General features: G+C 65.5%; 18 protein-coding genes. 9 read left to right on the forward strand and 9 right to left on the reverse strand.

Features of this window, described 5'->3' with window-relative positions; genetic code table 11:
* Position 1 precedes the first annotated feature (1 nt).
* The 8 genes from C9E82_RS17265 to C9E82_RS17300 form a co-directional block, all read right to left on the reverse strand.
* Complete coding sequence (locus C9E82_RS17265) at positions 2-706, reverse strand: ABC transporter ATP-binding protein (RefSeq protein ID WP_119896812.1); 705 nt, start codon at positions 704-706, stop codon at positions 2-4.
* Positions 696-1,466 carry an ABC transporter ATP-binding protein gene (locus C9E82_RS17270; protein WP_119896811.1) on the reverse strand — a complete coding sequence of 257 codons (771 nt, stop codon included), beginning with the start codon at positions 1,464-1,466 and terminating at the stop codon, positions 696-698. Before C9E82_RS17270 ends, C9E82_RS17265 begins: the two co-directional genes overlap by 11 nt.
* The gene (locus C9E82_RS17275) at positions 1,447-2,346 is read right to left on the reverse strand and encodes a branched-chain amino acid ABC transporter permease (RefSeq protein WP_119896810.1); all 900 of its coding nucleotides are present in this window, start codon (positions 2,344-2,346) and stop codon (positions 1,447-1,449) included. The genes C9E82_RS17270 and C9E82_RS17275 overlap by 20 nt, the downstream gene beginning before the upstream one ends.
* Complete coding sequence (locus C9E82_RS17280; RefSeq protein WP_119896809.1) at positions 2,343-3,233, reverse strand: branched-chain amino acid ABC transporter permease; 891 nt, start codon at positions 3,231-3,233, stop codon at positions 2,343-2,345. Before C9E82_RS17280 ends, C9E82_RS17275 begins: the two co-directional genes overlap by 4 nt.
* 67 nt (positions 3,234-3,300) lie before the next feature.
* Entirely contained in the window at positions 3,301-4,428 is a 1,128-nt protein-coding gene (locus C9E82_RS17285; RefSeq protein WP_119896808.1) for an ABC transporter substrate-binding protein, read from the reverse strand.
* Between the two features lie 170 nt (positions 4,429-4,598).
* Positions 4,599-6,254: a class I adenylate-forming enzyme family protein gene (locus tag C9E82_RS17290; protein WP_170161984.1), complete on the reverse strand. Its 1,656-nt coding sequence runs from the start codon at positions 6,252-6,254 to the stop codon at positions 4,599-4,601.
* Between the two features lie 55 nt (positions 6,255-6,309).
* On the reverse strand, positions 6,310-6,627 hold the full coding sequence (locus C9E82_RS17295; RefSeq protein ID WP_119896806.1) for a 2Fe-2S iron-sulfur cluster-binding protein: 318 nt from the start codon (positions 6,625-6,627) through the stop codon (positions 6,310-6,312).
* A 24-nt stretch (positions 6,628-6,651) separates the two neighbouring features.
* Positions 6,652-7,209: a VOC family protein gene (locus tag C9E82_RS17300; protein WP_170161983.1), complete on the reverse strand. Its 558-nt coding sequence runs from the start codon at positions 7,207-7,209 to the stop codon at positions 6,652-6,654.
* Positions 7,210-7,513: 304 nt separating this feature from the next.
* Between C9E82_RS17300 and C9E82_RS17305 the strand changes: the two genes are divergently transcribed.
* From C9E82_RS17305 to C9E82_RS17330, 6 genes are all read left to right on the forward strand, one after another.
* Positions 7,514-8,188 carry a GntR family transcriptional regulator gene (locus tag C9E82_RS17305; RefSeq protein WP_119896804.1) on the forward strand — a complete coding sequence of 225 codons (675 nt, stop codon included), beginning with the start codon at positions 7,514-7,516 and terminating at the stop codon, positions 8,186-8,188.
* Between the two features lie 167 nt (positions 8,189-8,355).
* Positions 8,356-9,582 (forward strand): aromatic ring-hydroxylating oxygenase subunit alpha, encoded by a 1,227-nt coding sequence (locus C9E82_RS17310; protein WP_240643425.1) that lies wholly within the window; start codon positions 8,356-8,358, stop codon positions 9,580-9,582.
* 3 nt (positions 9,583-9,585) lie between these two features.
* Positions 9,586-10,386, forward strand: a complete 801-nt coding sequence (locus C9E82_RS17315; protein WP_119896803.1) for an enoyl-CoA hydratase/isomerase family protein — start codon at positions 9,586-9,588, stop codon at positions 10,384-10,386.
* 5 nt (positions 10,387-10,391) lie between these two features.
* Entirely contained in the window at positions 10,392-11,273 is an 882-nt protein-coding gene (locus tag C9E82_RS17320; protein ID WP_205962127.1) for an SDR family oxidoreductase, read from the forward strand.
* Between the two features lie 19 nt (positions 11,274-11,292).
* Entirely contained in the window at positions 11,293-12,474 is a 1,182-nt protein-coding gene (locus C9E82_RS17325) for a class I adenylate-forming enzyme family protein (protein WP_170161982.1), read from the forward strand.
* 72 nt (positions 12,475-12,546) lie between these two features.
* Positions 12,547-14,271: an FAD-binding protein gene (locus C9E82_RS17330; RefSeq protein WP_119896800.1), complete on the forward strand. Its 1,725-nt coding sequence runs from the start codon at positions 12,547-12,549 to the stop codon at positions 14,269-14,271.
* Positions 14,272-14,317: 46 nt separating this feature from the next.
* Here the strand turns inward: C9E82_RS17330 and lpdA are convergent, their stop codons facing one another.
* Positions 14,318-15,757 (reverse strand): dihydrolipoyl dehydrogenase, encoded by a 1,440-nt coding sequence (lpdA, locus tag C9E82_RS17335; RefSeq protein ID WP_119896799.1) that lies wholly within the window; start codon positions 15,755-15,757, stop codon positions 14,318-14,320.
* Positions 15,758-15,938: 181 nt separating this feature from the next.
* Between lpdA and C9E82_RS17340 the strand changes: the two genes are divergently transcribed.
* From C9E82_RS17340 to C9E82_RS17350, 3 genes are read left to right on the forward strand one after another with little or no spacing between them, the layout of a single operon-like run.
* Positions 15,939-16,700 carry an SDR family NAD(P)-dependent oxidoreductase gene (locus C9E82_RS17340; protein WP_119896798.1) on the forward strand — a complete coding sequence of 254 codons (762 nt, stop codon included), beginning with the start codon at positions 15,939-15,941 and terminating at the stop codon, positions 16,698-16,700.
* Positions 16,701-16,711: 11 nt separating this feature from the next.
* A complete protein-coding gene (locus tag C9E82_RS17345; protein ID WP_119896797.1) occupies positions 16,712-17,539 on the forward strand; it encodes a ThuA domain-containing protein in 828 nt (275 codons plus the stop codon).
* Between the two features lie 9 nt (positions 17,540-17,548).
* On the forward strand, positions 17,549-19,249 hold the full coding sequence (locus tag C9E82_RS17350) for a class I adenylate-forming enzyme family protein (RefSeq protein WP_119896796.1): 1,701 nt from the start codon (positions 17,549-17,551) through the stop codon (positions 19,247-19,249).
* The last annotated feature ends 95 nt before the right edge of the window (positions 19,250-19,344 follow it).

A 19,344-nucleotide genomic window follows, 5' to 3' on the forward strand; every position in this document is an offset into this window, starting at 1 on the left:
CTCAGGCGCCCAGATAGCTTTCGATCACCCGCTGGTCACGCATCAGCACGTCCGAGGCGCCCTCCATCACGATCTGGCCGCGATCCAGCACATAGGCCCGCTGCGTGCATTCCAGCGCGCGATAGGCGTTTTGCTCGACCAGCAGAATGGTCAGTCCCTCGCGGTTGAGCCGTGTCAGCGCGTCGAATACCTGGTCGCTCATCAGTGGTGACAGGCCCAACGAGGGCTCGTCCAGAAGCAGGATCTCGGGCGCGCCCATCAAGGCGCGGCCTATGGCCAGCATCTGCTGCTGGCCGCCCGAGAGCGTGCCGGCGATCTGTTCGGTGCGCTCTTCCAAGATCGGGAAGAGGGCGTAGACCTGTTCCAGTCTGTAGCGCGCCGGCCGCTGGCCCAGGGCTAGCATGCCCAGTTGCAGGTTTTCCCAGACCGACATGTCGGCCAGCACCTGCCGCCCTTCGGGGACATGCAGCAGGCCCTGGCGCGAGACCTGGAAGGCAGCCATGCGCCCCAGATCCTTGCCGTCAAAGACGACCTGTCCCCTTTGCGGTACCACGGTCCGACTCAGCGCGTTCAGAAGCGTCGATTTCCCCGCTCCGTTCGAGCCGACCAGCGCCACCATCTCGCCGCGGTTCACATGCAGGCTGACATCGCGCAGCGCCTGGATGCCCTTGTAGGAGACGCTCAGATTCCTGACTTCAAGCAGCATCAGCCTTGCCTCCGATATAGGCTTCGATGACCTTTGGATCGCGGGTGACCGCGTCGGGGGGGCCCTCGGCGATCATGCGGCCAGAATCCAGCACATAGACCTGGTTGCACAGGCGCGAGACGAAGGTCACATTGTGCTCGATCAGCAAAAGCCCCATACCAGAGCGTGCCAGATCCTCGAAGATCTCAGCCATTTCGGCGGATTCGACCTCGTTCATGCCGGCGACCGGCTCGTCCAGCATGACGACGAGCGGCTCCGCGGCGATCGAGCGGGCTATCTCGACCCGGCGCTGGTGGCCGTAGGGCAGGCTGCCCGCCTCGTAATCGGCATATGCCTGGATGCCGAAGCGGCCCAGCAACTCCCAAGCCTGCTCCCGCAGGCGGCGGGTCTCGGCCAGCGCGGCGGGCAGGCCCATCAGGCTGGACATCACGCCGCTGTGCTGCTTGCGGAAATAGCCGATCACCACATTGTCGAGGACGCTTTCCTCGGGCAGCAGGCGGATGTTCTGGAAGGTGCGGGCGATGCCGCGGCGTGCCACCTCGTCCACATGCAGCCGGGTAAGTTGCTGGTCGTCCAGGTAGACCTCACCCTTGGTCAGGCTGTAGACGCCCGAGATCATGTTGACGACGGTGCTTTTGCCGGCCCCGTTCGGGCCGATCAGCCCGGTGATCCGACCGGCGGGGACGGTCATGTTGATGCCATCGACGGCCTTCAGCCCACCGAAATACTTGCAGGCGCCCTCAATCCGCAGCGACGACATCGGTCCCCTCCTCCCGCTTGGACATGGTTTTGGGCGTGCGGCGCAGGCGGCGACGCAGCCAGTAGACCAGTTCATCGCCCACGCCGTTCGGCAGGAAGGTGATGACCAGGATCAGGATCACCCCGTTCAGGATGCCACGGTTTTCGGCCAGCGGGCGCGCCAGTTCGGGCAGGATTGCCATGATCAGCGCCCCGGCGATGGGGCCCAACAGCGTGTTGCGCCCACCCAGGACCACCACGGTCAGGCTGGCGACCATGGCGTGAAAGCCGAAATCCACCGGCTCGATGTTGAAGACGTAAAGCGAGCGCAGCGCCCCGAAGACCGCGCCGATCAACCCCGAGAGCACGAAGGCCAGCGCGTAATAGGACTTGATCGGCACGCCGAGCGAGGCGGCGACGGAATCGTCCTGGCGCAGCGCGTTGAACACTCGACCGACCGAGGTGCGGTTGATCGACCAGATCACGTAGATCGTGACCAGCACCGCCAGCAGCAGCCAGCCGGTGTTCATCACCCGCGGGATCCCCGAGATGCCGATGGCGCCGCCGGTGAAGCCTTCGAAATACAACAGCAGCGCGATCACCACCTGCACGAAGGCCAGCGTGGCGATGGCCTGGAACGCGCCGCGCAGCCGCGCCAGCGGCACCGACAGCACATAGCTGACCGCCATCCCCACCACGGCCGAAACCAGGATGGCCAGCGGCACCGGCGCGCCGTATCGCGTCACCAGGATTGCCGTGGCATAGGCGCCAAGCGCCGAGAAGCCCGCCGTCGCGATCGAGAACACGCCCGCACGCAGGGCCAGTTGCTGGCTGTAGCCCAGTCCGACCGCTATCAGGAAGAAGTCGATGAGGGGCTGATAGGAATAGTAAAAGGACATCATCTGCGGCTTCCTCCTGCATAGTTGCTGGCGCGTCCGAACAGGCCGTTCGGAAAGAACAGCAGCGTGACGAACAGCAGCGCGAAGATGATCGCGGTGGACAGTTCGCTGGACAGATAGGCGATGGTCAGCGACTGCACGATACCGATCAGGATTGCTGCGACCACCGCGCCCTGAAGCGAGCCCAGCCCGCCGATCACCACCACGACGAAGGCTTGCAGCAGGAAGGGCTCGCCCATCATGAAGTGAATCGAATTGAAGGACAGCCCGATGAGCACGCCCGCCAGCCCCGCCAGCGCCCCGGCGATGAAGAAGGTCTGGCGATAGACTGCGCTGGCTGAGACGCCCAGCAGCGCCGAAGCGTGTTCGTTGCTGGACACCGCCCGCACCTGGCGGCCGAAGCTGGTGCGGTTGATGTAATAGGCCAGTGCCAGCACCAGGAACAGGACCAGCCCCAGGATAGTCAGTTGCAACAGAGAGATGCGCATCCCCCAGAAGCTGAAGAACTTGACCGGGAATGTGCCGAAGGGAAAGCTCAACACCTTGGTGTTCGAGACCTGCTGGGCGATGTTCATCAGGATCAGGTCTACCCCGATCGAGGTGACGATGGCGGCGAATTCGGCATGGCCCGCCTTGCGCAATTGCCGGAAGGCCACGAAATCCACCACGACCGAGATCGTCCCGGTCGCGATGGTCGCCAGCAGTAGCGCGAACCAGAAGGGCAGTCCCTGCGCCGTCGCGTAATAAGCAATGAAGGCGCCGGCCATGAAGATCGCGCCGTGGGCTAGGTTCAGCAGTTTCTGCACGCCGAAGATCAGCGTAAAGCCAAGCGCGAACAGGGCATAGATCGCGCCGGACACCGTTCCATTGAGTATCTGTTGCAGTAGCATTTCGGTGGTCCGTCCAAAAGGGTTGCGGCCAGCGCGCCAGGCGCCCTGGCCCATGGCGCGGGAGCGATCAGCGCGGAGCCTGGACGAAGGCACCGTCCTGCACCGTCAGCACATTCATGCCGACATGCGGATAGCGTTTCTCGTCCACCGAATAGCTGCCCTGGCCGGCAGCCACGCGGACCTCGCTGGTCTTGCCCAACTGGTCACGCAACGCCTCGCGGCTAGGTTCTTCCATGGATTTCAACGCATTGGCCATCACCAGCATCCCGCCATAGCCGACGGCGTTCCAGTTGTCGGCCTCGTGGCCGAACCTCTCGCGGAATTCGGTAGCGAAGGCCGTGGTGAAATCATCATAGCCGCCTGGCACCCAGTCGGCTATGAAGGTGACGCCTTCGACGCCTGCGCCGCCGCGGTCCAGAAACTCGGGCGAGGCGAAGGCATTGTGGCCAAAGACCGGCGTCGCCGGGTCCAGCCCCGCTTGGCGTAGCTGGACGATGATGTTCGCCCCTTGCGAGGCCGAAGCCGAGACGAAGACGCAATCCTGCTGAGAGGTGGCGATCTTGGTCGCCACCGACGAGAAGTCGGAATCGGTGCCGCCGACCTGTTCGACGGTAGTGATCTTCACGCCCTTGTCCATCATCAGCTTCTCGAACTGTTTTTGCAGCGCAACATAGGCCTCGATGTCGCGAATGCCGATGACAGCGCATTCTTTCGCGCCTGCCACGTCGGCCGCGTAATCGACGAGATAGGGGATGGTGATTTCCGGCGGCTGGGTTAGGATGAACGACCAGGGTCCCTGTTCCAGCACCTCGGGCGTGTTCGTCGTGGTGACGACCGGCATCTCGTATTGGTTGCCCGAGGACGCGCCGGCGATCGCGACCGCGCCGCTGGTCGGACCCAGGATACCCAGGATCGAGGGATCGTTGGCATAGCGCGCGATCAGCGTCATGGTCTGTGTACGATCGGTTGCGTCATCGGCATAGGTAACCTTGAGTGTGTTGCCCTCGCCCAAAAGACCTTGTTCGTTGATATGCTGCTCGGCCAGGCGCATGCCGTCTGCGACGGCAGTGCCGATGAAGGCGGCGGGACCGGTAAGGGCTTGGAGGACGACGACGTGGTATTCGTCGGATTGGGCGGCCATGGCGGGCAGTAACGCCATCGCGGTGCAGGTGGTGAACAGATTGGACAGTTTCACGACGGTTTCCTCCCCAGGAATGATAACAGCGGGTTGACCTTGTGGTCGCCCGGTACCGGATCGCGATCCCTCGCGACCCGTGACGGATTCTCAGTTCCTCCCACAATACTACGTATACCAAAGATGGATATAAAAATATTGCATAGAGAAGTAAAAATACTTGTGATGGGCTATTGGGCGGCGCAGCTATCCGTTGCCATCTCTTGCGCCATGTCGCGCAGCTTGAACTTCTGGATCTTGCTGGCGGACATCGGCCATTCCGCGATGAAATGGACGTTGCGCGGCACCTTGAAACTGGCGATGCGCGCCTTGCAATAGGTGATCAGTGCGGCAGGGTCCACGCTTTGGCCCGGCACCAGTTCGACGAAGGCCACTGGCACCTCTTGCAGCCGCGGATCGGGCTTTCCGACGACTTGGCAGGTCTTGACTGCGGGGTGTTGGGCCAAGACCATCTCGATCTCCAGCGCGGCGACGTTTTCGCCGCCAACTTTCAGCATGTCCTTGGCCCGGCCGTGAAACATCAGCGTACCGGCCGCGTCGATCGAACCCAGGTCGCCAGTATGGAACCAGCCCTCGCGCTTGGCCTCGGCGGTCTTTTCGGGATCGCCATAATATTCGGTGAAGATCGAGAACCCCTTGACGCAGATCTCGCCGATTTCGTCCGGGGCGGCCTCGGTTCCGTTCTCGCGCGCGATACGCACTGACAGCCCGTCGAAGGGGCGGCCAAGGCGGTTGAAACGCTCGGCCTCGCTGTCGGCGGGGTGGCTGGTGGTGACGGTGCCGGCGGTTTCGGTCATGCCGTAGGTGCCGACGAAGACCGCGTTCGGGAAGCTCTTGCGCATCAGGTCGCGGAACGGTTCCGGGCTCAGCGCCATCGAGCAGTTGATGAGCCGCAGCGATGCCATGTCCTCGGCACGGAAATCCGGATGATAGACCATGTCCGACAGGAACAGGGCAAAGCTGGGATAGCCGATGGTCGGCCGCGCCTCGCGCACCAGCCGCAGCGCCGCGCCGGCGTCGAAATGCTGCATGCCGATATAGGTGGCGCCGGCATGATAGGCCGCGCAGAGCGGGAAAAGCGCGCCGACATGGAACATGGGCAGCGGCGACCAGAACGCGTCCTGCTCGGTCATCCCGTAACGCTCGGCCAGGCCCATGCCAGTGCGGACCAGGGCCTCATGACTGATCATGCAGCCTTTCGGATTCGAGGTCGTCCCCGACGTATACAGCATCAACGCCGTCTGCCGCAGCGTGACGGCACGACGCAGCCGGTCGATCAGTGTATCCTCGACAGCGGCGGCGAAGCCCTGCGACGCCGACTGGCGCAGGCAGCCGGGCGATAGCTCGTCGGTCAGCAGGGTGATGCCGCGCAGGTGAGGGGCCTCGGCCAGGTTGATCGGCTGGTCCGCGGGCGCGTCGCGCAGAGCCGGAAAGGCCTGGTACAGCCGCGCACGGAAGTCCAGCCCCTCGGCCACCCGCGTCGTCGAGACGATATGTACGAGGTCGGCGTTGACGGTCTGGTAACGCAGTTCGTGTTCGCGGTAGCGCGCGTTCATCGGCACCGAAACCGCGCCCAGATAGGCCAGTCCGAAGTAATACTCCAGATATTCGATGCAGCTCGGCAGGAAGATCCCGACATGGTCGCCGGGCCGCACGCCCAGACCGTAAAGTTCGCGGGCGCGCAGCATGGCGGCCTGGTGCAGTTGGCGAAAGCTGCGTTTTTGGTCGGGAAACCGGATCGCGTCCTTGTCTGGCGTCCGTGCCGTTGCCCGGACCAGAAGATCGCCGACCGTGGTGATGGCCGTGTAGGTGAGCGTAGCTGACAATTTTTCCCTCCCCGGCCCGTTCGCGCCGGACCCCATATTGTTGTGATGATTGCGGCTATTCCTCGGGCGCCAGCGTCACCTGGAGGCCGGCAAGGTCGTCGGTCACGGGGATCTGGCAGCTCAGCCGCGATGTTTCATGGTAGGTTTCCATGAATTCAAGCAGCTCCCGCTCGTCGGGCTGCTGCTCCGGTAGGCGGCCGAGCCAATCGGACGCGACATAGATGTGGCAGGTCGCGCAAGAGCAAGAGCCGCCGCAGATCGCGGCGACGTCAAGGCCGGCCACATCGCGTAGGGCCTCCATCAGGCTGATTCCGGGTGCTGCGTCGAACTCCTTCACGCTTCCGTCGCGATCGGTGGCTGTGATTCGTGGCATCTGGCGTCCTTGTCTGTCGATCGGCTAGAGATAGCGGATGGGTCGGGAGCCGTCCCAAGCGGCCGCCAGCGACTCCAGCCGGGCAAAAAAACGTTCCAACCCGGCGGAAGGCTGCACGATCTCGATCACCCGGCCCTGGTCCAGTGGGTCGCTGTCTAGATAGGCAAAGGGGATGCCGGCCGCTGTGCGCCCGCCCATCAATACCCCTATGCCCTCGGCCTGCCAGGCGGCAAGGTCGGCGTCCAGATCTCTGGACAGCAGGCAGACGTGATGTAGGCCGCCGCCGCGCCGCGCGATGAAATCGGTGAACATCGAATCGTCGCCCCCGGTCTGTTGGATGATCTCGATCTGCATGCCGCCCCAGGAGGCCAGCGCCACCGCGTTCTCGACCTGGATCGGCCGGCCGCGATAATTCAACTCGGCATAATCGATTCGCGGGGTGACGAGGAACGGGCCAACGCCTAGCGTCTGCGTCCAATGTGCCAGCGCGCGCTCCAAGTCGGGCACGACATAGCCCATTTGGACAATGGCGCCCAAGCGCGACTGGGCCTTGCTTCCCGCGGGATCGAAGCTGTCTGGCATTGATCCTCTCCTCCTCTGCCGAATTATTGTGTATTTTTTACCGTCCTTCAATATACAATCACTTCGGGCGCAAGATTTTCTCCCTGAAGGCCGCCAGAATGCGAAAGCGGACTGCTTCCTGCCGGTATGAACGCTTGCCAAGCGGCAACAGTAACGCTTGCCAGGCGGCAACAGTATTGCAGAGTGACTCGGGCTTGGAATACGCTGGACATGACGGGTAAGCATACAATTTGCCGCTACTCGGAGTATTTGTGAGGCCTGTTGGGGCCGGGGTCGAACTCATGGGCAGAGAAGGAGAAGAAAAATGGCACGATCTGCGGGAATGACGCATTCGGAGAAGGTTCGGCTTGCGCTCGAACAGGACATCTTCTCAGGCGCCATCGCGCCGGGAAGCTCGCTGGACGAAGAGGAGCTTGCTCGCCGCTTCGAGGTTTCACGCACCCCCGTGCGCGAGGCCATCCTGCAGTTGATTGAATCCGGTATCGTGGAAAAACGTCCCCGGCAGGGCGCAGTCGTCACCATGACCGATGTCACCGACCTGATCCGGCAGTTCGAGGTTATGTCCGAACTGGAATCCATCTGTGCCAAATATTCGGCCCGGCGGATGACCGCGGAAGAGCGCGCGGCGCTGAAGGATGTGCATGCGCAGGCCGAGCGGGCCTTCGCCGCTGGCGACCAGGACAGCTATTATGCGTTGAGCCGCAAGTTCCACCTGCTGGTAATCGACGGCACGCATAACAAGGAACTGATCGACATGACCAACAAGCTCGGCAGTAAGCTGGTACCCTATCGCCGCTTCCAGCTGGGCTATCCGGGCCAGTCGCAGTCCAACCTGGAGGATCACCGCGCGATTCTGGAGGCGATCCTGGCCCAGGACATCGAGCAGGCGGCCGAGCAGTTCCGCAAGCATACCAAGGTCCAGGGCGACATCCTGGCCGATTACATTGCCATGAACGAGGAGCGCGTGCGCGCCAGCTGATTCCCCCCCTCAGATTCGATCTACAAAATTTGTTCTTGCGTATGCAGTAATGATCTATAAAAATACATATTGATGGGCCGGGTCGGATGCTGTTCCGCCGATGGCTTGGGCGCATCAGCGTCTTCTGGGGAGGAATGGCGATGAATCCGCAAGAAAAGCAGCGCATCTTGGATCAGCAGGCTTATGAAAGCGCGCGCGGGGGTCCACCCGAGGGATTCCCGCAATTTCCCGACCTGCCGGGCCTGCGCTATACCGATCCCGCCTTCTTCGCGCTGGAGATGGAGCACCTTTGGCGCAAGACCTGGCTCTATGCCGTCCATGCCGACGAACTGCCCGAGGTCGGCTCTTACATCCAATGGTCGCGACTGGGCGAGCCGCTGTTCTTCATCCGCGGCGAGGACCAGAAGGTCCGCTGCTTTTACAACACCTGCCGCCATCGCGGCGCGCCGGTCGTCACCGAACCTTCGGGCAAGTCGCGCGGCGTGTCCTGCAAATATCACGGCTGGACCTACAACACGCGCGGCGAGCTGATCAACCTGCGCGACCGGCGGGATTTCGTGGGGCTGGATCTCAGCTGCCGTTCTCTGGTCGAGGTGCGCTGCGAGAATATCGGCAACCTGTATTTCGTGAACCTCGATTCCGATGCCATGCCCCTGCGCGACTATCTCGGCCCGGTGGCGCAGGCGCTGGACGAGATGAAGCCCGACACGCTGGCGCTGATCGACAAGTCCACGATCACGGTGAAATGCAACGTCAAGATCCTGATCGACGCCTTCCTCGAGGTCTATCACCTCAAGTCGATCCACCAGAACACCGTGGACCGTTTCCTGGATCACCGCGGCTCGGCGATCACGCTTTATGAACACGGCCATTCCCGCATGGTCACGCCCTTCAAGCGCGAGGGCTGGAAAGACCCCGGCGTGCGCGGCCTGCCCGAGATCGAGGGCGTCGATCCCTGGTTCGGCGACACCAACCTGTCGCTGCTGGCTTATCCGAACCTGGTCACGCCGGTTTCGCCCTGGGGGATCCCGGTGCTGGCCTTCTGGCCCGAGACGATCGACACCATGTCGATCGACGTCTATTGGTTCGCGCCGCATTGGGGCGAAGGCCCGCGCCCCGAGGTGTGGGACATGCGCATCCGCAATTTCGCCGCGATCCTGGAAGAAGACCTGCAATTCGCCGATAAGATCCAGATCGCCGCCATGTCCAGCGGGCTGCGGGATTTCCCGCTGAACTATCAGGAGCGCCGGATCTATCACTGGCACGAGGAGCTCGACCGCCGCATCGGTGCCGACCGCGTGCCCGAGGCGCTGCGCATCAAGCCGCTGTTGCGGCCCTATTGGGATGATAACTGGAAACCGGCCAAGACGGCTGCGGAAACCGAGCGGGCCTGAGCCATGCCGGACCTGCCCGTCCTTCCCCCGACCGTTCGCTATGAACTGCGCGGCGCGGTGGCGATCATCCGCATCGACCGGCCCGAATTGCGCAACGCCGCGGATCGCGCGACCTCTTATGGCGTGCATCAGGCGCTGTGCCATGCCGAGGCCGACGATAGCGTCGGCGCCATCGTGCTGACCGGCACCGGCGAGCGAGCCTTCTGCGCCGGCATGGACCTGAAGGAGGCCGGTCAGGTCGGCTCGGGCACCGGGCTGGTTCCGGGCGCGGGTTTCCTGGGCGTGACCGAGCGGCGCTGCCCCAAGCCGCTGATCGCGGCTGTCAACGGTGCGGCCGTTGCCGGCGGTTGCGAGGCGGCGCTGGCCTGCGACCTGGTGGTCGCCGCCGATCACGCGGTCTTCGGCCTGCCCGAGATCCGCCGCGGCATGGTCGCCTTTGCTGGCGGCGTGCAGCGGCTGGCGCAGATCCTGCCGCGGCAAAAAGCCTTCGAGGTGATCTTTTCGGGCGCCCACTACCCGGCGCAGGCATTCGCCGCGCTGGGGCTGGTCAACCGCGTGGTGCCGGGCGAGCGGGTGCTGGACGAGGCCGTCGCCCTGGCCGAGGAAGTGCTGGCCAATTCCTGGCATTGCCTGCGCCTGGCCAAGCAGCTTTACGAGGTGGCGCGGGACGAGACGCTGCAAGCTTCGATCGACTGGGGTCACCGGCACGGTCCCGCGCTGATGAACTCGACTGACAGCCGCGAGGGGATTGCGGCCTTCAACCAGGGCCGTGACGCAAATTTCGCCAATGGGACACGGATATGAATGACATGGCACAGCCCTCGGCGGGAAACCCGCACGGGTTTCAGTGGTTCCTGACCGATAAGGAACTGGCAAGCCGGCCGACGATCTATGCCCCGGATCTTTTCGCCGGCAAGCGCTTCCTGATCACCGGCGGCGGTACCGGTATGGGCCGGGCGATGACCTTCCTGCTGGCCCGGCTGGGCGCCAAGGTCATGATCGCCGGCCGACGCGAAGAGATGCTGGCCGATGCGCAGGATGCGGTCAAGCGCCTGACGGGCCAGCATGTCGATTACTGTTCGATGTCGATCCGCGATCCCGATCAGGTCGACGTGCTGCTGGAGCGGGTCTTCGGCGAATGGGGCGGGCTCGACACGCTGGTGAACAATGCCGGCGGTCAGTTTCCGCAAGACGCCATCGACTTTTCGCGCAAGGGCTGGAACTCGGTCATTGATTTGAACCTGAACGGGACGTGGTGGATGATGCAGGGCGCCGCCCAACGCTGGCGCGACCGGAACGAAGCCGGCAACGTCATCTCGATCGTGGCTCATGTCGGGCGCGGCATGCCGCAGGCCGCGCATACTTGCGCGGCGCGGGCGGGGGTGATCTATCTCAGCCGGACGGTGGCGACGGAATGGGCGCCGCTGAACATCCGGGTGAATTGCATCGCGCCTGGCGCCATCGCCTCGGAAGGGCTGTCGAAATATCCCGAGCATGCCACCGCGCGCTTTCGCAACGTCAACCCGCAGCGGCGCATGGGCAACGGCTGGGACATTGCCGAGGGCGTGGCCTACCTGTCCTCGGATGCCGGCAATTTCATCACTGGTGAGGTGCTGACCATCGACGGCGGCATGCAGATGTGGGGGACGGTCTGGCCCGCCGGCGTGCCCGAGCATTTCAACGTGGTATGACGGCAGGCGGGGCATGGGCGTGGACAGGGCGATAGGCACGGGCTTTCGGTTGGGCGAGCCGGTGATCGGTGCCGCCCTGACGGGTGCCTCCTGGGGCGACCTGCCCGCGCATGTCGCGGCCGGGGGCGCGATCAGCCATGCGGCGATGCGCGACCGCATCCTGCGCCTTGCCGCCGGGCTGCTGTCGGCCGAGCTTCGCCGCGGCCAGCGGGTCGGCGTCTGGATGCCGCCCTCGGCCGAGCGGACGGCGCTTTGCGCGGCGATCTGGTGGCTGGGCGGCGTGGTGGTGCCGCTGGAGCCGAGCTTGCCGCAAGCCCGGCTGACCATGGCGCTCCAAGGCTCGGGGTTGCGGTTGTTGGTGCATCACCCGCAAGGCGCAGGCGGCGGCGGAAGCTTTGCGGCGGTGCGCCATCTGGGCTGCGAGGAACTGCTCGCTCGTGGCGATGCGCCCGACCTTGCGCAGTTGGCCGAACGCGCCGGGCGCGTCCTGCCCGACCATCCCGCCGTCGTGCTTTACGGCGAGGGCCGGCAGGACACCGCGCGCGGCGTGGTGCTGAGCCACCGGGCGCTGCTGTGCGCGGCGCAGGGACTGGCCGCGCGCTATGGCATCGGGGCGGGGTCGCGGCTGGCGGTGCCCTTGCCGCTGAATCACACTGCGCGGCTGACCGCCGAACTGGCCGTCCTGGTGGCCGGCGCGGCGCTGTGCGACCTGCCGGCCTTTTCGGCGCCGGCAAGCCACCTGATCCTGGCGGACGCGGACGCGCCGCCGCAAGCCCCGCCCCCGCCGCAGATGCAGCCGGGCATGGTCCTGCTCAGCGGCGATGCAAGGCTGATCCGCGGCTGGCAGCGCGCCTTGCCGCAGAGCCGCATCTTCAACAGCTACCTGCGCGCCGAACTGGCGGGCATCGCCATCTGTTCGGACCCGCGTGACCCGCCACATACCGCGCAGACCACCGCCGGCCGGCCGCTGCGCGGGGTCGAGGTGATGATCGTCGATCCCCGCACCTCGATGGACATGCTGCTTTACGAGATCGGCGAGATCTGGATCCGCGGCGCGCCGCTGATGCTGCGTTATCACGACGACCTGCGCGCCAGCCGCAAGGTGCTGGACCGCAGCGGTTTCTTCAAGACCGGAGAGATGGGCTATCTCGATTCCGAGGGCCGCGTGATCGTCTGCCGCGACGCCTTCGCGCAGATCTGAACCTGCCGGTTTTTCTTTTGACCGCTGCGCGAGGCGCGTGCAGCGGCCAGACATTTCATGGAGGAGGCAAGGATGGCCCAGACAGAAACCTGCGACGTTCTGGTCATCGGCTCGGGGGCGGGGGCGCTGACCTCGGCGGTGACCTGCGCCAAGGCGGGGCTGAAGGTGCTTGTCACCGAAAAGGCCGGCCAGTTCGGCGGCACCACGGCGACCTCGGGCGGCGTGCTGTGGGTGCCGGGCAGCCGGCATGCCAAGGCGCTTGGCGCCCGTCTGGGGGTTCAGGACGACGGCAACCTGGTGCGGGCCTATCTGCGGCACGAGACCGGCAATTGCTATGACGAGGCGCGGATCGAGGCCTATCTGGAGCATGCCCCGCGCATGGTCGATTACCTGGAAGACCATACCGAGGTGAAATTCTATCCGATGGAATTTCCCGACTATCACCCCGAAACCGAGGGCGGCTCGCGCATCCGCTCGGTCGGGACGATGGATTACGACGCGGGCAAAATGGGCGAGCTGATGAAGACGCTCAAAGGCGAGTTGCCGCAGACGCTGTTCCTGGGGCTGGCCATCGGCTCGACGCTGGAGATGAAGCAGTTCCTGGCGGCGGGCCGCTCGCCCATGGCGATGGCCTATGTGATCCGCCGCATGGCGCGGCATTTCATGGACCTGGCGCTGAAGGGATCGTCGCAGCGCATCGTGCGCGGCCGGGCGCTGATCGCGCGGCTGGCGCGGACGGCGCATGACCTGGGCGTGCCGTTCTGGCTGAACGCCCCGGCGCAGCGGCTGATCCGCGAGGGAGACCGCGTCGCCGGGGCCGAGATCCTGCGCGACGGCAAGCCGGTGCGGGTGCTGGCGCGCCACGCCGTCGTGCTGGGGGCGGGGGGCTTTCCGCGCGACAAGGACCGCCGCGCCCGGCAATACCCCGGCCATGCCCGGACGATGGAGCCGGTGACGCCCGCGCCCGTCACCAATGTCGGCGACGGCATCCGCATGGCCGAGGAGGTCGGCGCGCAGTTCAATGCCGATCTGTTGCAGCCCGCCGCTTGGCTGCCGACCTCGCGCCTGCCGGGGGCGGTGGACCAGAACGGCGTCTGGCCGCATCTGACCGACCGCAACAAGCCGGGCTTTATCATGGTGCTGCCGGATGGCCGGCGCTTTGCCAATGAAAGCGCGCCCTATCACGACCTTGTGCCGGCCATGCTGGACGCCTTCGAAAGGCGCGGCGCCGATCGTGCCTTTCTGATCGGCGACGACCGCGCGATCCGGCGCTGGGGCATGGGCTTCGTCCGGCCCTTCCCGATTCCCAAGGGCCGCTATCTGCGCAACGGCTACCTGACCCGCGCCGCCACGCCCGAGGCGCTGGCGCGCAAGCTGGGCATCGACGCCGAGGCGCTGGCCCAGACGATCCGCGACTTTTCGCGCCATGCCGCCGAGGGGCGCGACCCAGAGTTCCACCGCGGCGAATCAGCCTATGACCGCTATCAGGGCGATGAGAATCACGGCCCCAACCCGGCTCTGGGGCCGCTGGACAAGGGCCCCTATTTCGCGGTGCGCATCTATCCGGGCGAAATCGGCACCTATAAGGGCCTGAAGACCGACGAACATTCGCGGGTGATCGGGCAGGGCGGCCAGCCCATCGCCGGGCTTTACGCGGCGGGCAACGATCAGTCCAACGTGTTCGGCGGCTCTTATCCCGGGGCAGGGGCGACGATCGGCCCGGCCGTGACCTTCGGCTGGATCGCCGCGCGCGACATCGCCCGGCAGGCGGGGCGCGAAGTGCCTGGCGGCGCTTGACGAAACCGCCGGGGGCCGGAACGATCCGGCCCCCGGCGGTCGGCCGTCAGATGTTGATCGCCCGGCCCATGGCGGCGAGAACCGCCTCCTTCATCGTCTCGGAAAGGGTCGGGTGCGGAAAGACCGCTTCGGCCAGTTCGCGATCCGTGGTCTCGAGCTCCATTGCCAGGACGAAGCCCTGGATCATCTCGGTCACCTCGGCCCCGACCATATGCGCGCCCAGAAGCTCGCCGGTCTTGCGGTCGTGGATGACCTTGACCAGCCCCTGGTCGGCGCCAAGCGCGATGGCCTTGCCATTGGCCAAGAACGGGAACTTGCCGACCGCGATGTCGTGCCCTTCGGCCCGCGCCCGCTCCTCGGTCAGCCCGACCGAGGCGATCTGCGGATCGCAATAGGTGCAGCCGGGAATGCGGTTGCGGTTCAGCGCATGGGGATTCTGGCCGGCGATGGCCTCGACGCAGATCACCGCCTCGTGTTCGGCCTTGTGCGCCAGCATCGGGCCGCCGGCCAGATCGCCGATGGCATGGATACCCGCGACATTGCTGCGGCCCAGGTCGTCGGTGCGCACGAAACCCCGCTCCAGCGCCACGCCGGCCTCGGCCAAGCCCAGGTTCTCGCTGTTGGGCTGAACCCCCGCGGCGACCAGCACATGGCTGGCCTCGATGCTGCGCGTCTCGCCCTTGCCGTCGCGCAGCGTGGCGGTCACGCCTTCGGCGCCCCGATCAAGCTGTGTCACCGTGCAGTCGGTATGAAAGGCGATGCCGCGCCGGGCAAATTGCTGGCGGGCGAAATCCGCGATCTCGGTATCCTCGGCTGGCAGGATGCGCGGCGCCGCCTCGACCACCGTGACCTGCGCGCCAAGCGCGGCAAAGAAGGACGCGAACTCGATGCCGATGGCGCCCGAGCCGACCACCAGAAGATGGCCGGGCAGGTCGGTCGCGGCCAGAGCCTCGAAATAGGTCCAGACGCGCTGGCCGTCGGGCTCCAGCCCCGGCAGGACACGCGGGCGCGCCCCGGTGGCCAGGATGACATGCCGCGCGGTATAGCGGCCGGCCCCCAGCGCGCCCTTGGGCGGCTTGGCTGCTGCGTTGCGGGGATGCGGCTGGGCGGGCTCGACCGTGACGGCACCCGGCCCATCCAGCCGGGCCTGGCCCCAGATCACGTCGATGCGGTTCTTGCGCATCAGCATGGCGACGCCCCCGGCCATGCGGCCCGCGACCCCGCGCGAGCGTTCGACCATCGCCCCCAGATCGGCCGCGACCTCGCCCGTGACCCGGACGCCGTAATCGGCGGCGCGGCGGGCGATTTCCAGCGCCTCGGCCGATTTCAGCAGCGCCTTGGTCGGGATGCAGCCCCAGTTCGAGCAGATGCCGCCCAGATGCTCGCGTTCCACGATGGCGGTCTTCAGGCCCAGCTGCGCTGCGCGGATCGCGGCGACATAGCCGCCCGGCCCGGCACCCACGACGATGACATCATAATCCTGCATGGCTTCCTCTGTTTCAGGAGATTCTGCAGTTTGTTATACAAACAATGTAGCTATTGTATATTGCAATTCGGCCCGATCCGGTGCAGTTTCGGTTTGATCGAGGCGGCCGGCCCGGCATAGCGCCGGCTTTTCCAATCGACGCGTATGCCGACGGCAAGGCGCGAAAACCAAGGAGGAACGGATGGATCTGGGACTGAAGGGCAAGCGCGCCATCGTGACGGGGGCGACCCGCGGCATCTGCCGCAGCCTGGTGGAAATTCTGGCGCAGGAAGGCGCCGATATCGCCTTCTGCGCCCGCAAGCAGGACGAGGTCGATGCCACCGTCGAGGCGCTGAAGCCTTACGGCACGCGAATCATCGGCGGGACCGCCAACGTCAAGGATGCCGAGGGCTACAAGTCCTGGCTGCAACAGGCCGCCGAGGAGCTCGGCGGCGTCGATATCTTCGTGCCCGGCGTCTCGGCGGGCGGCGGCATGGATGGCGAGAAAAGCTGGTACAAGGCCTTCGAGATCGACCTGATGGGCTGCGTGCGCGGCTTTGACGCGCTGTTCCCGACCTTCAAGGCGCAGGGTTCGGGCAATGTCGTCTTCATCTCGACCACGGCGGCGGTCGAGACCTTCATCGGGCCGATGGCCTACAACGCGCTCAAGGCCGCGCTGATCACCTATGGCAAGCAACTGTCCCAAGCCCATGCCAAGCGCGGGCTGCGGGTGAACACGGTCTCGCCCGGCCCGATCATGATCGAGGGCGGCTCCTGGGACCAGGTGCGCCAGCAGGACGAGGCGTTCTTCCGCTCGATCCTGGCGCAGCAGCCCGACGGCCGCATGGGCGAGGCCGACGAGGTGGCCCGCGCCATCGCCTTCCTGGCCTCGGACGCGGCAAGCTGGATCAACGGCGTCAACCTTGTCGTGGACGGCGGCTTCACCAAGCGCGTCCAGTTCTGACGGCCGCGCCGATGCTGATCCGTTACGATGCCAAGGTGCGGCTTCTGGTGGTGACCAAGGGCCATCCCTATGATCGCACGGCCTTTTGCGAGCTTTTTGATTCGCTCAAGGGGATCAGCTGGACGCATGTGGAACAACCCGCCGCCGCGCAGCTGATCGCCTGCGGCGGCGGGCAGGACCATGACCTGATCCTGTTCTACGACGTGCCGGGCATCCAGTTCCGCACCCCGAACCCGCCCGACCTGATCGAGCCGGACGAGGGCTTCAAGGCCGGGTTCCGCGCCCTGCTAGCCAGCGGCAAGCCCTTGCTGTTTCTGCACCACGCCATCGCCGGCTGGCCGCTTTGGGACGAATATGCCGAGGTGATCGGCGCGCGCTTCTTCTATCAACCGGGGTGCTACAAGGGCCGGGCGCATCCCGATTCCGGCTACCTGTTCCCCGTCACCTACCGGGCCGAGCCGGTGGGCGCGCATCCCGTGACCGAGGGGCTGGGCGACGGTTTCGAGCTGACCGACGAGCTTTATCTTTTCGAGATGCTGGAAGAGGTGGTGCCGCTTTTGCGGGCCAAGACCGATTTCGACCCGGCGCGGTTCCACTCGGCCAAGAATGCGCTTGCGGCGCGGATGTGGACCTCGGACGGCTGGACGCCGCCGCGGGGGACCGACCTGATCGGCTGGGCCAAGGTTTCCGGCCGGTCGCCCACGGTCACGCTGCAATGCGGCAACGACGGTGCGACTTTCGCCCATCCGGCCTTCCGCAAGCTGCTGAGAAACACCCTCGACTGGTTGCTGAGCCCTGACGCGCGCGAATGGGCGGCGGGCGAGAGCGCCCAAGTGTAAGGAAAGACCATGTCGCAAAGCGAAAATCCCCTGACGCCCCCGGCCGAAGTCGAAGCCGCGGGGCAGCACACCAATGCGCGGGTTCTGGCGCAATCCGCAGCCCGCTGGCCCGACCGGCCGCTGTTGCTGCTGGACGGCGAACGACTGAGCTATGCGCAGATGCTGGCCGAGGCCGAACGCTATGCCGCGGCGCTGCTGGCGCAGGGGGCGGGGCCGGGCACGCGCATCGGCATCCTGGGTCCGAACTCGGTCGAATACGTCAAGCTGGTTTACGCGGCGGGCATGATCGGCGCCTGCGCCATCACGCTGAACGCCCGCTTCAAGGAGGCGGATCTGGTCTATGCGCTGGACCATGCCGAGGCCGGTTTCCTGTTCATCGGCGGCCAGGCCAAGTCCTTCATGGATTTCCGCGCCATGCTGGTGCGCATCTATCCCGAATTGGAGGGCTGGGACGGCAAGGCGCCGCTGTCGCTGGCGGCGGCGCCGCACTTGCGCCGCCTGTTCAACTTCGGCGACCCGGACGAGACGGTCTGGCCCGACGAGGCCGCGTTCCTTTCTGCCGCGACGCCCGCGCATCTGGACCAGGCCCGGCGGCTGCGCGACGAAATCCCGTCGCAAAGCGATGCGCTGATCATCTATTCCTCGGGCACGACGGCGCATCCCAAGGCCTGCATCCTCAGCCATCGCAACCTGTCGCAGATCGGCATGTCCTTTGCCCGGCGCTTCCGGCTGGGTCCCGAGGACGTGGTCTATAACCCGATGCCGTTCTTTCACATGTCCTCGATGCTGCCGATGGCCGCCTGCCGGGCCGTGGGCGCGATGCAGATCTGCACCGGCCATTTCAAGCCGCAGGAGGCGCTGCGCCAGATGCAGGACGAGCGGGCGACCTTCGCCTATGTGTCCTTCCCGACCATCGTCGGCGGTATCCTGAACGATCCGGGCTTTGCCCAGGCCGACCTGTCCTCGGTCCGGCTGCTGCATTGCGTGGGGCCGGCGGACCTGTTGCGGCGCTATGGCGAAAGCCTGCCGGGGGTGCGCTTCGTCAATGCCTATGGGCTGACCGAGGGCAGCGGCGTTCCGGTCTGGTCCGATCCTTGGGATCCGGCCGACGATCCCTTTACCCATTCCGGCAAGGCCTTCGACGGGCTCGAGATCGCCGCCTTCGACCCCGAGACCGACCGGCGCCTGCCGCCCGACACCCGCGGCGAATTGAGGCTGCGCGGCTTTTGCCGGTTCAGCGGCTATCTCAAGGACGACGCGGCGACGGCGCAGGTGCTGCGCGCCGACGGCTGGCTTTGCACCGGCGATCTCGGCTATGTCGATGCCGGCGGGATCGTCACCTATGACGGCCGGCTCAAGGACATGCTGAAGATCGGCGGCGAGAATGTTGCCGCACTCGAGATCGAAAGCTATCTCTGCTCCCACCCCGACATCGAGCTGGCGCAGGTCATCGCCGTGCCCGACGGCCATCTGTTCGAGGTGGCGGCGGCCTATGTCGAGCTGCGGCCGGGCGCGCGGCTGACGGCGGCGGAGGTGGTGGATTACTGTCTGGGCCGCATCGCCAGCTACAAGGTGCCGCGCTATGTGCGCTTCGTGACCGAATGGCCGATGTCCACCACCAAGATCCAGAAATTCCGGCTGCCGCGCGAATTTGCAGCCGAGGAATATTTCGACGTCAAGCAGTTGATGGCCCAACGCCGGTCGGCCTGAGTTCGCCCCCTTCTACGGCGCATAAAAAAGGCCCCGGTCCATTGGATCGGGGCCTTGAAGTGCCGTCGGGCAAGGCGCGGCCCGCCGGCGGAGGG

Origin of the sequence: Paracoccus sigandri, from assembly GCF_003709565.1 — a bacterium.
Lineage (GTDB): Bacteria > Pseudomonadota > Alphaproteobacteria > Rhodobacterales > Rhodobacteraceae > Paracoccus > Paracoccus siganidrum.

Coding starts and splice junctions, on each gene's coding strand:
- C9E82_RS17265 (WP_119896812.1), bottom strand. CDS start 706: ATGCTGCTTGAAGTCAGGAATCTGAGCGTCTCCTACAAGGGCATCCAG.
- C9E82_RS17270 (WP_119896811.1), bottom strand. CDS start 1,466: ATGTCGTCGCTGCGGATTGAGGGCGCCTGCAAGTATTTCGGTGGGCTG.
- C9E82_RS17275 (WP_119896810.1), bottom strand. CDS start 2,346: ATGATGTCCTTTTACTATTCCTATCAGCCCCTCATCGACTTCTTCCTG.
- C9E82_RS17280 (WP_119896809.1), bottom strand. CDS start 3,233: ATGCTACTGCAACAGATACTCAATGGAACGGTGTCCGGCGCGATCTAT.
- C9E82_RS17295 (WP_119896806.1), bottom strand. CDS start 6,627: ATGCCACGAATCACAGCCACCGATCGCGACGGAAGCGTGAAGGAGTTC.
- C9E82_RS17300 (WP_170161983.1), bottom strand. CDS start 7,209: ATGCCAGACAGCTTCGATCCCGCGGGAAGCAAGGCCCAGTCGCGCTTG.
- C9E82_RS17305 (WP_119896804.1), top strand. CDS start 7,514: ATGGCACGATCTGCGGGAATGACGCATTCGGAGAAGGTTCGGCTTGCG.
- C9E82_RS17315 (WP_119896803.1), top strand. CDS start 9,586: ATGCCGGACCTGCCCGTCCTTCCCCCGACCGTTCGCTATGAACTGCGC.
- C9E82_RS17320 (WP_205962127.1), top strand. CDS start 10,392: ATGGCACAGCCCTCGGCGGGAAACCCGCACGGGTTTCAGTGGTTCCTG.
- C9E82_RS17330 (WP_119896800.1), top strand. CDS start 12,547: ATGGCCCAGACAGAAACCTGCGACGTTCTGGTCATCGGCTCGGGGGCG.
- lpdA (WP_119896799.1), bottom strand. CDS start 15,757: ATGCAGGATTATGATGTCATCGTCGTGGGTGCCGGGCCGGGCGGCTAT.
- C9E82_RS17340 (WP_119896798.1), top strand. CDS start 15,939: ATGGATCTGGGACTGAAGGGCAAGCGCGCCATCGTGACGGGGGCGACC.
- C9E82_RS17345 (WP_119896797.1), top strand. CDS start 16,712: ATGCTGATCCGTTACGATGCCAAGGTGCGGCTTCTGGTGGTGACCAAG.
- C9E82_RS17350 (WP_119896796.1), top strand. CDS start 17,549: ATGTCGCAAAGCGAAAATCCCCTGACGCCCCCGGCCGAAGTCGAAGCC.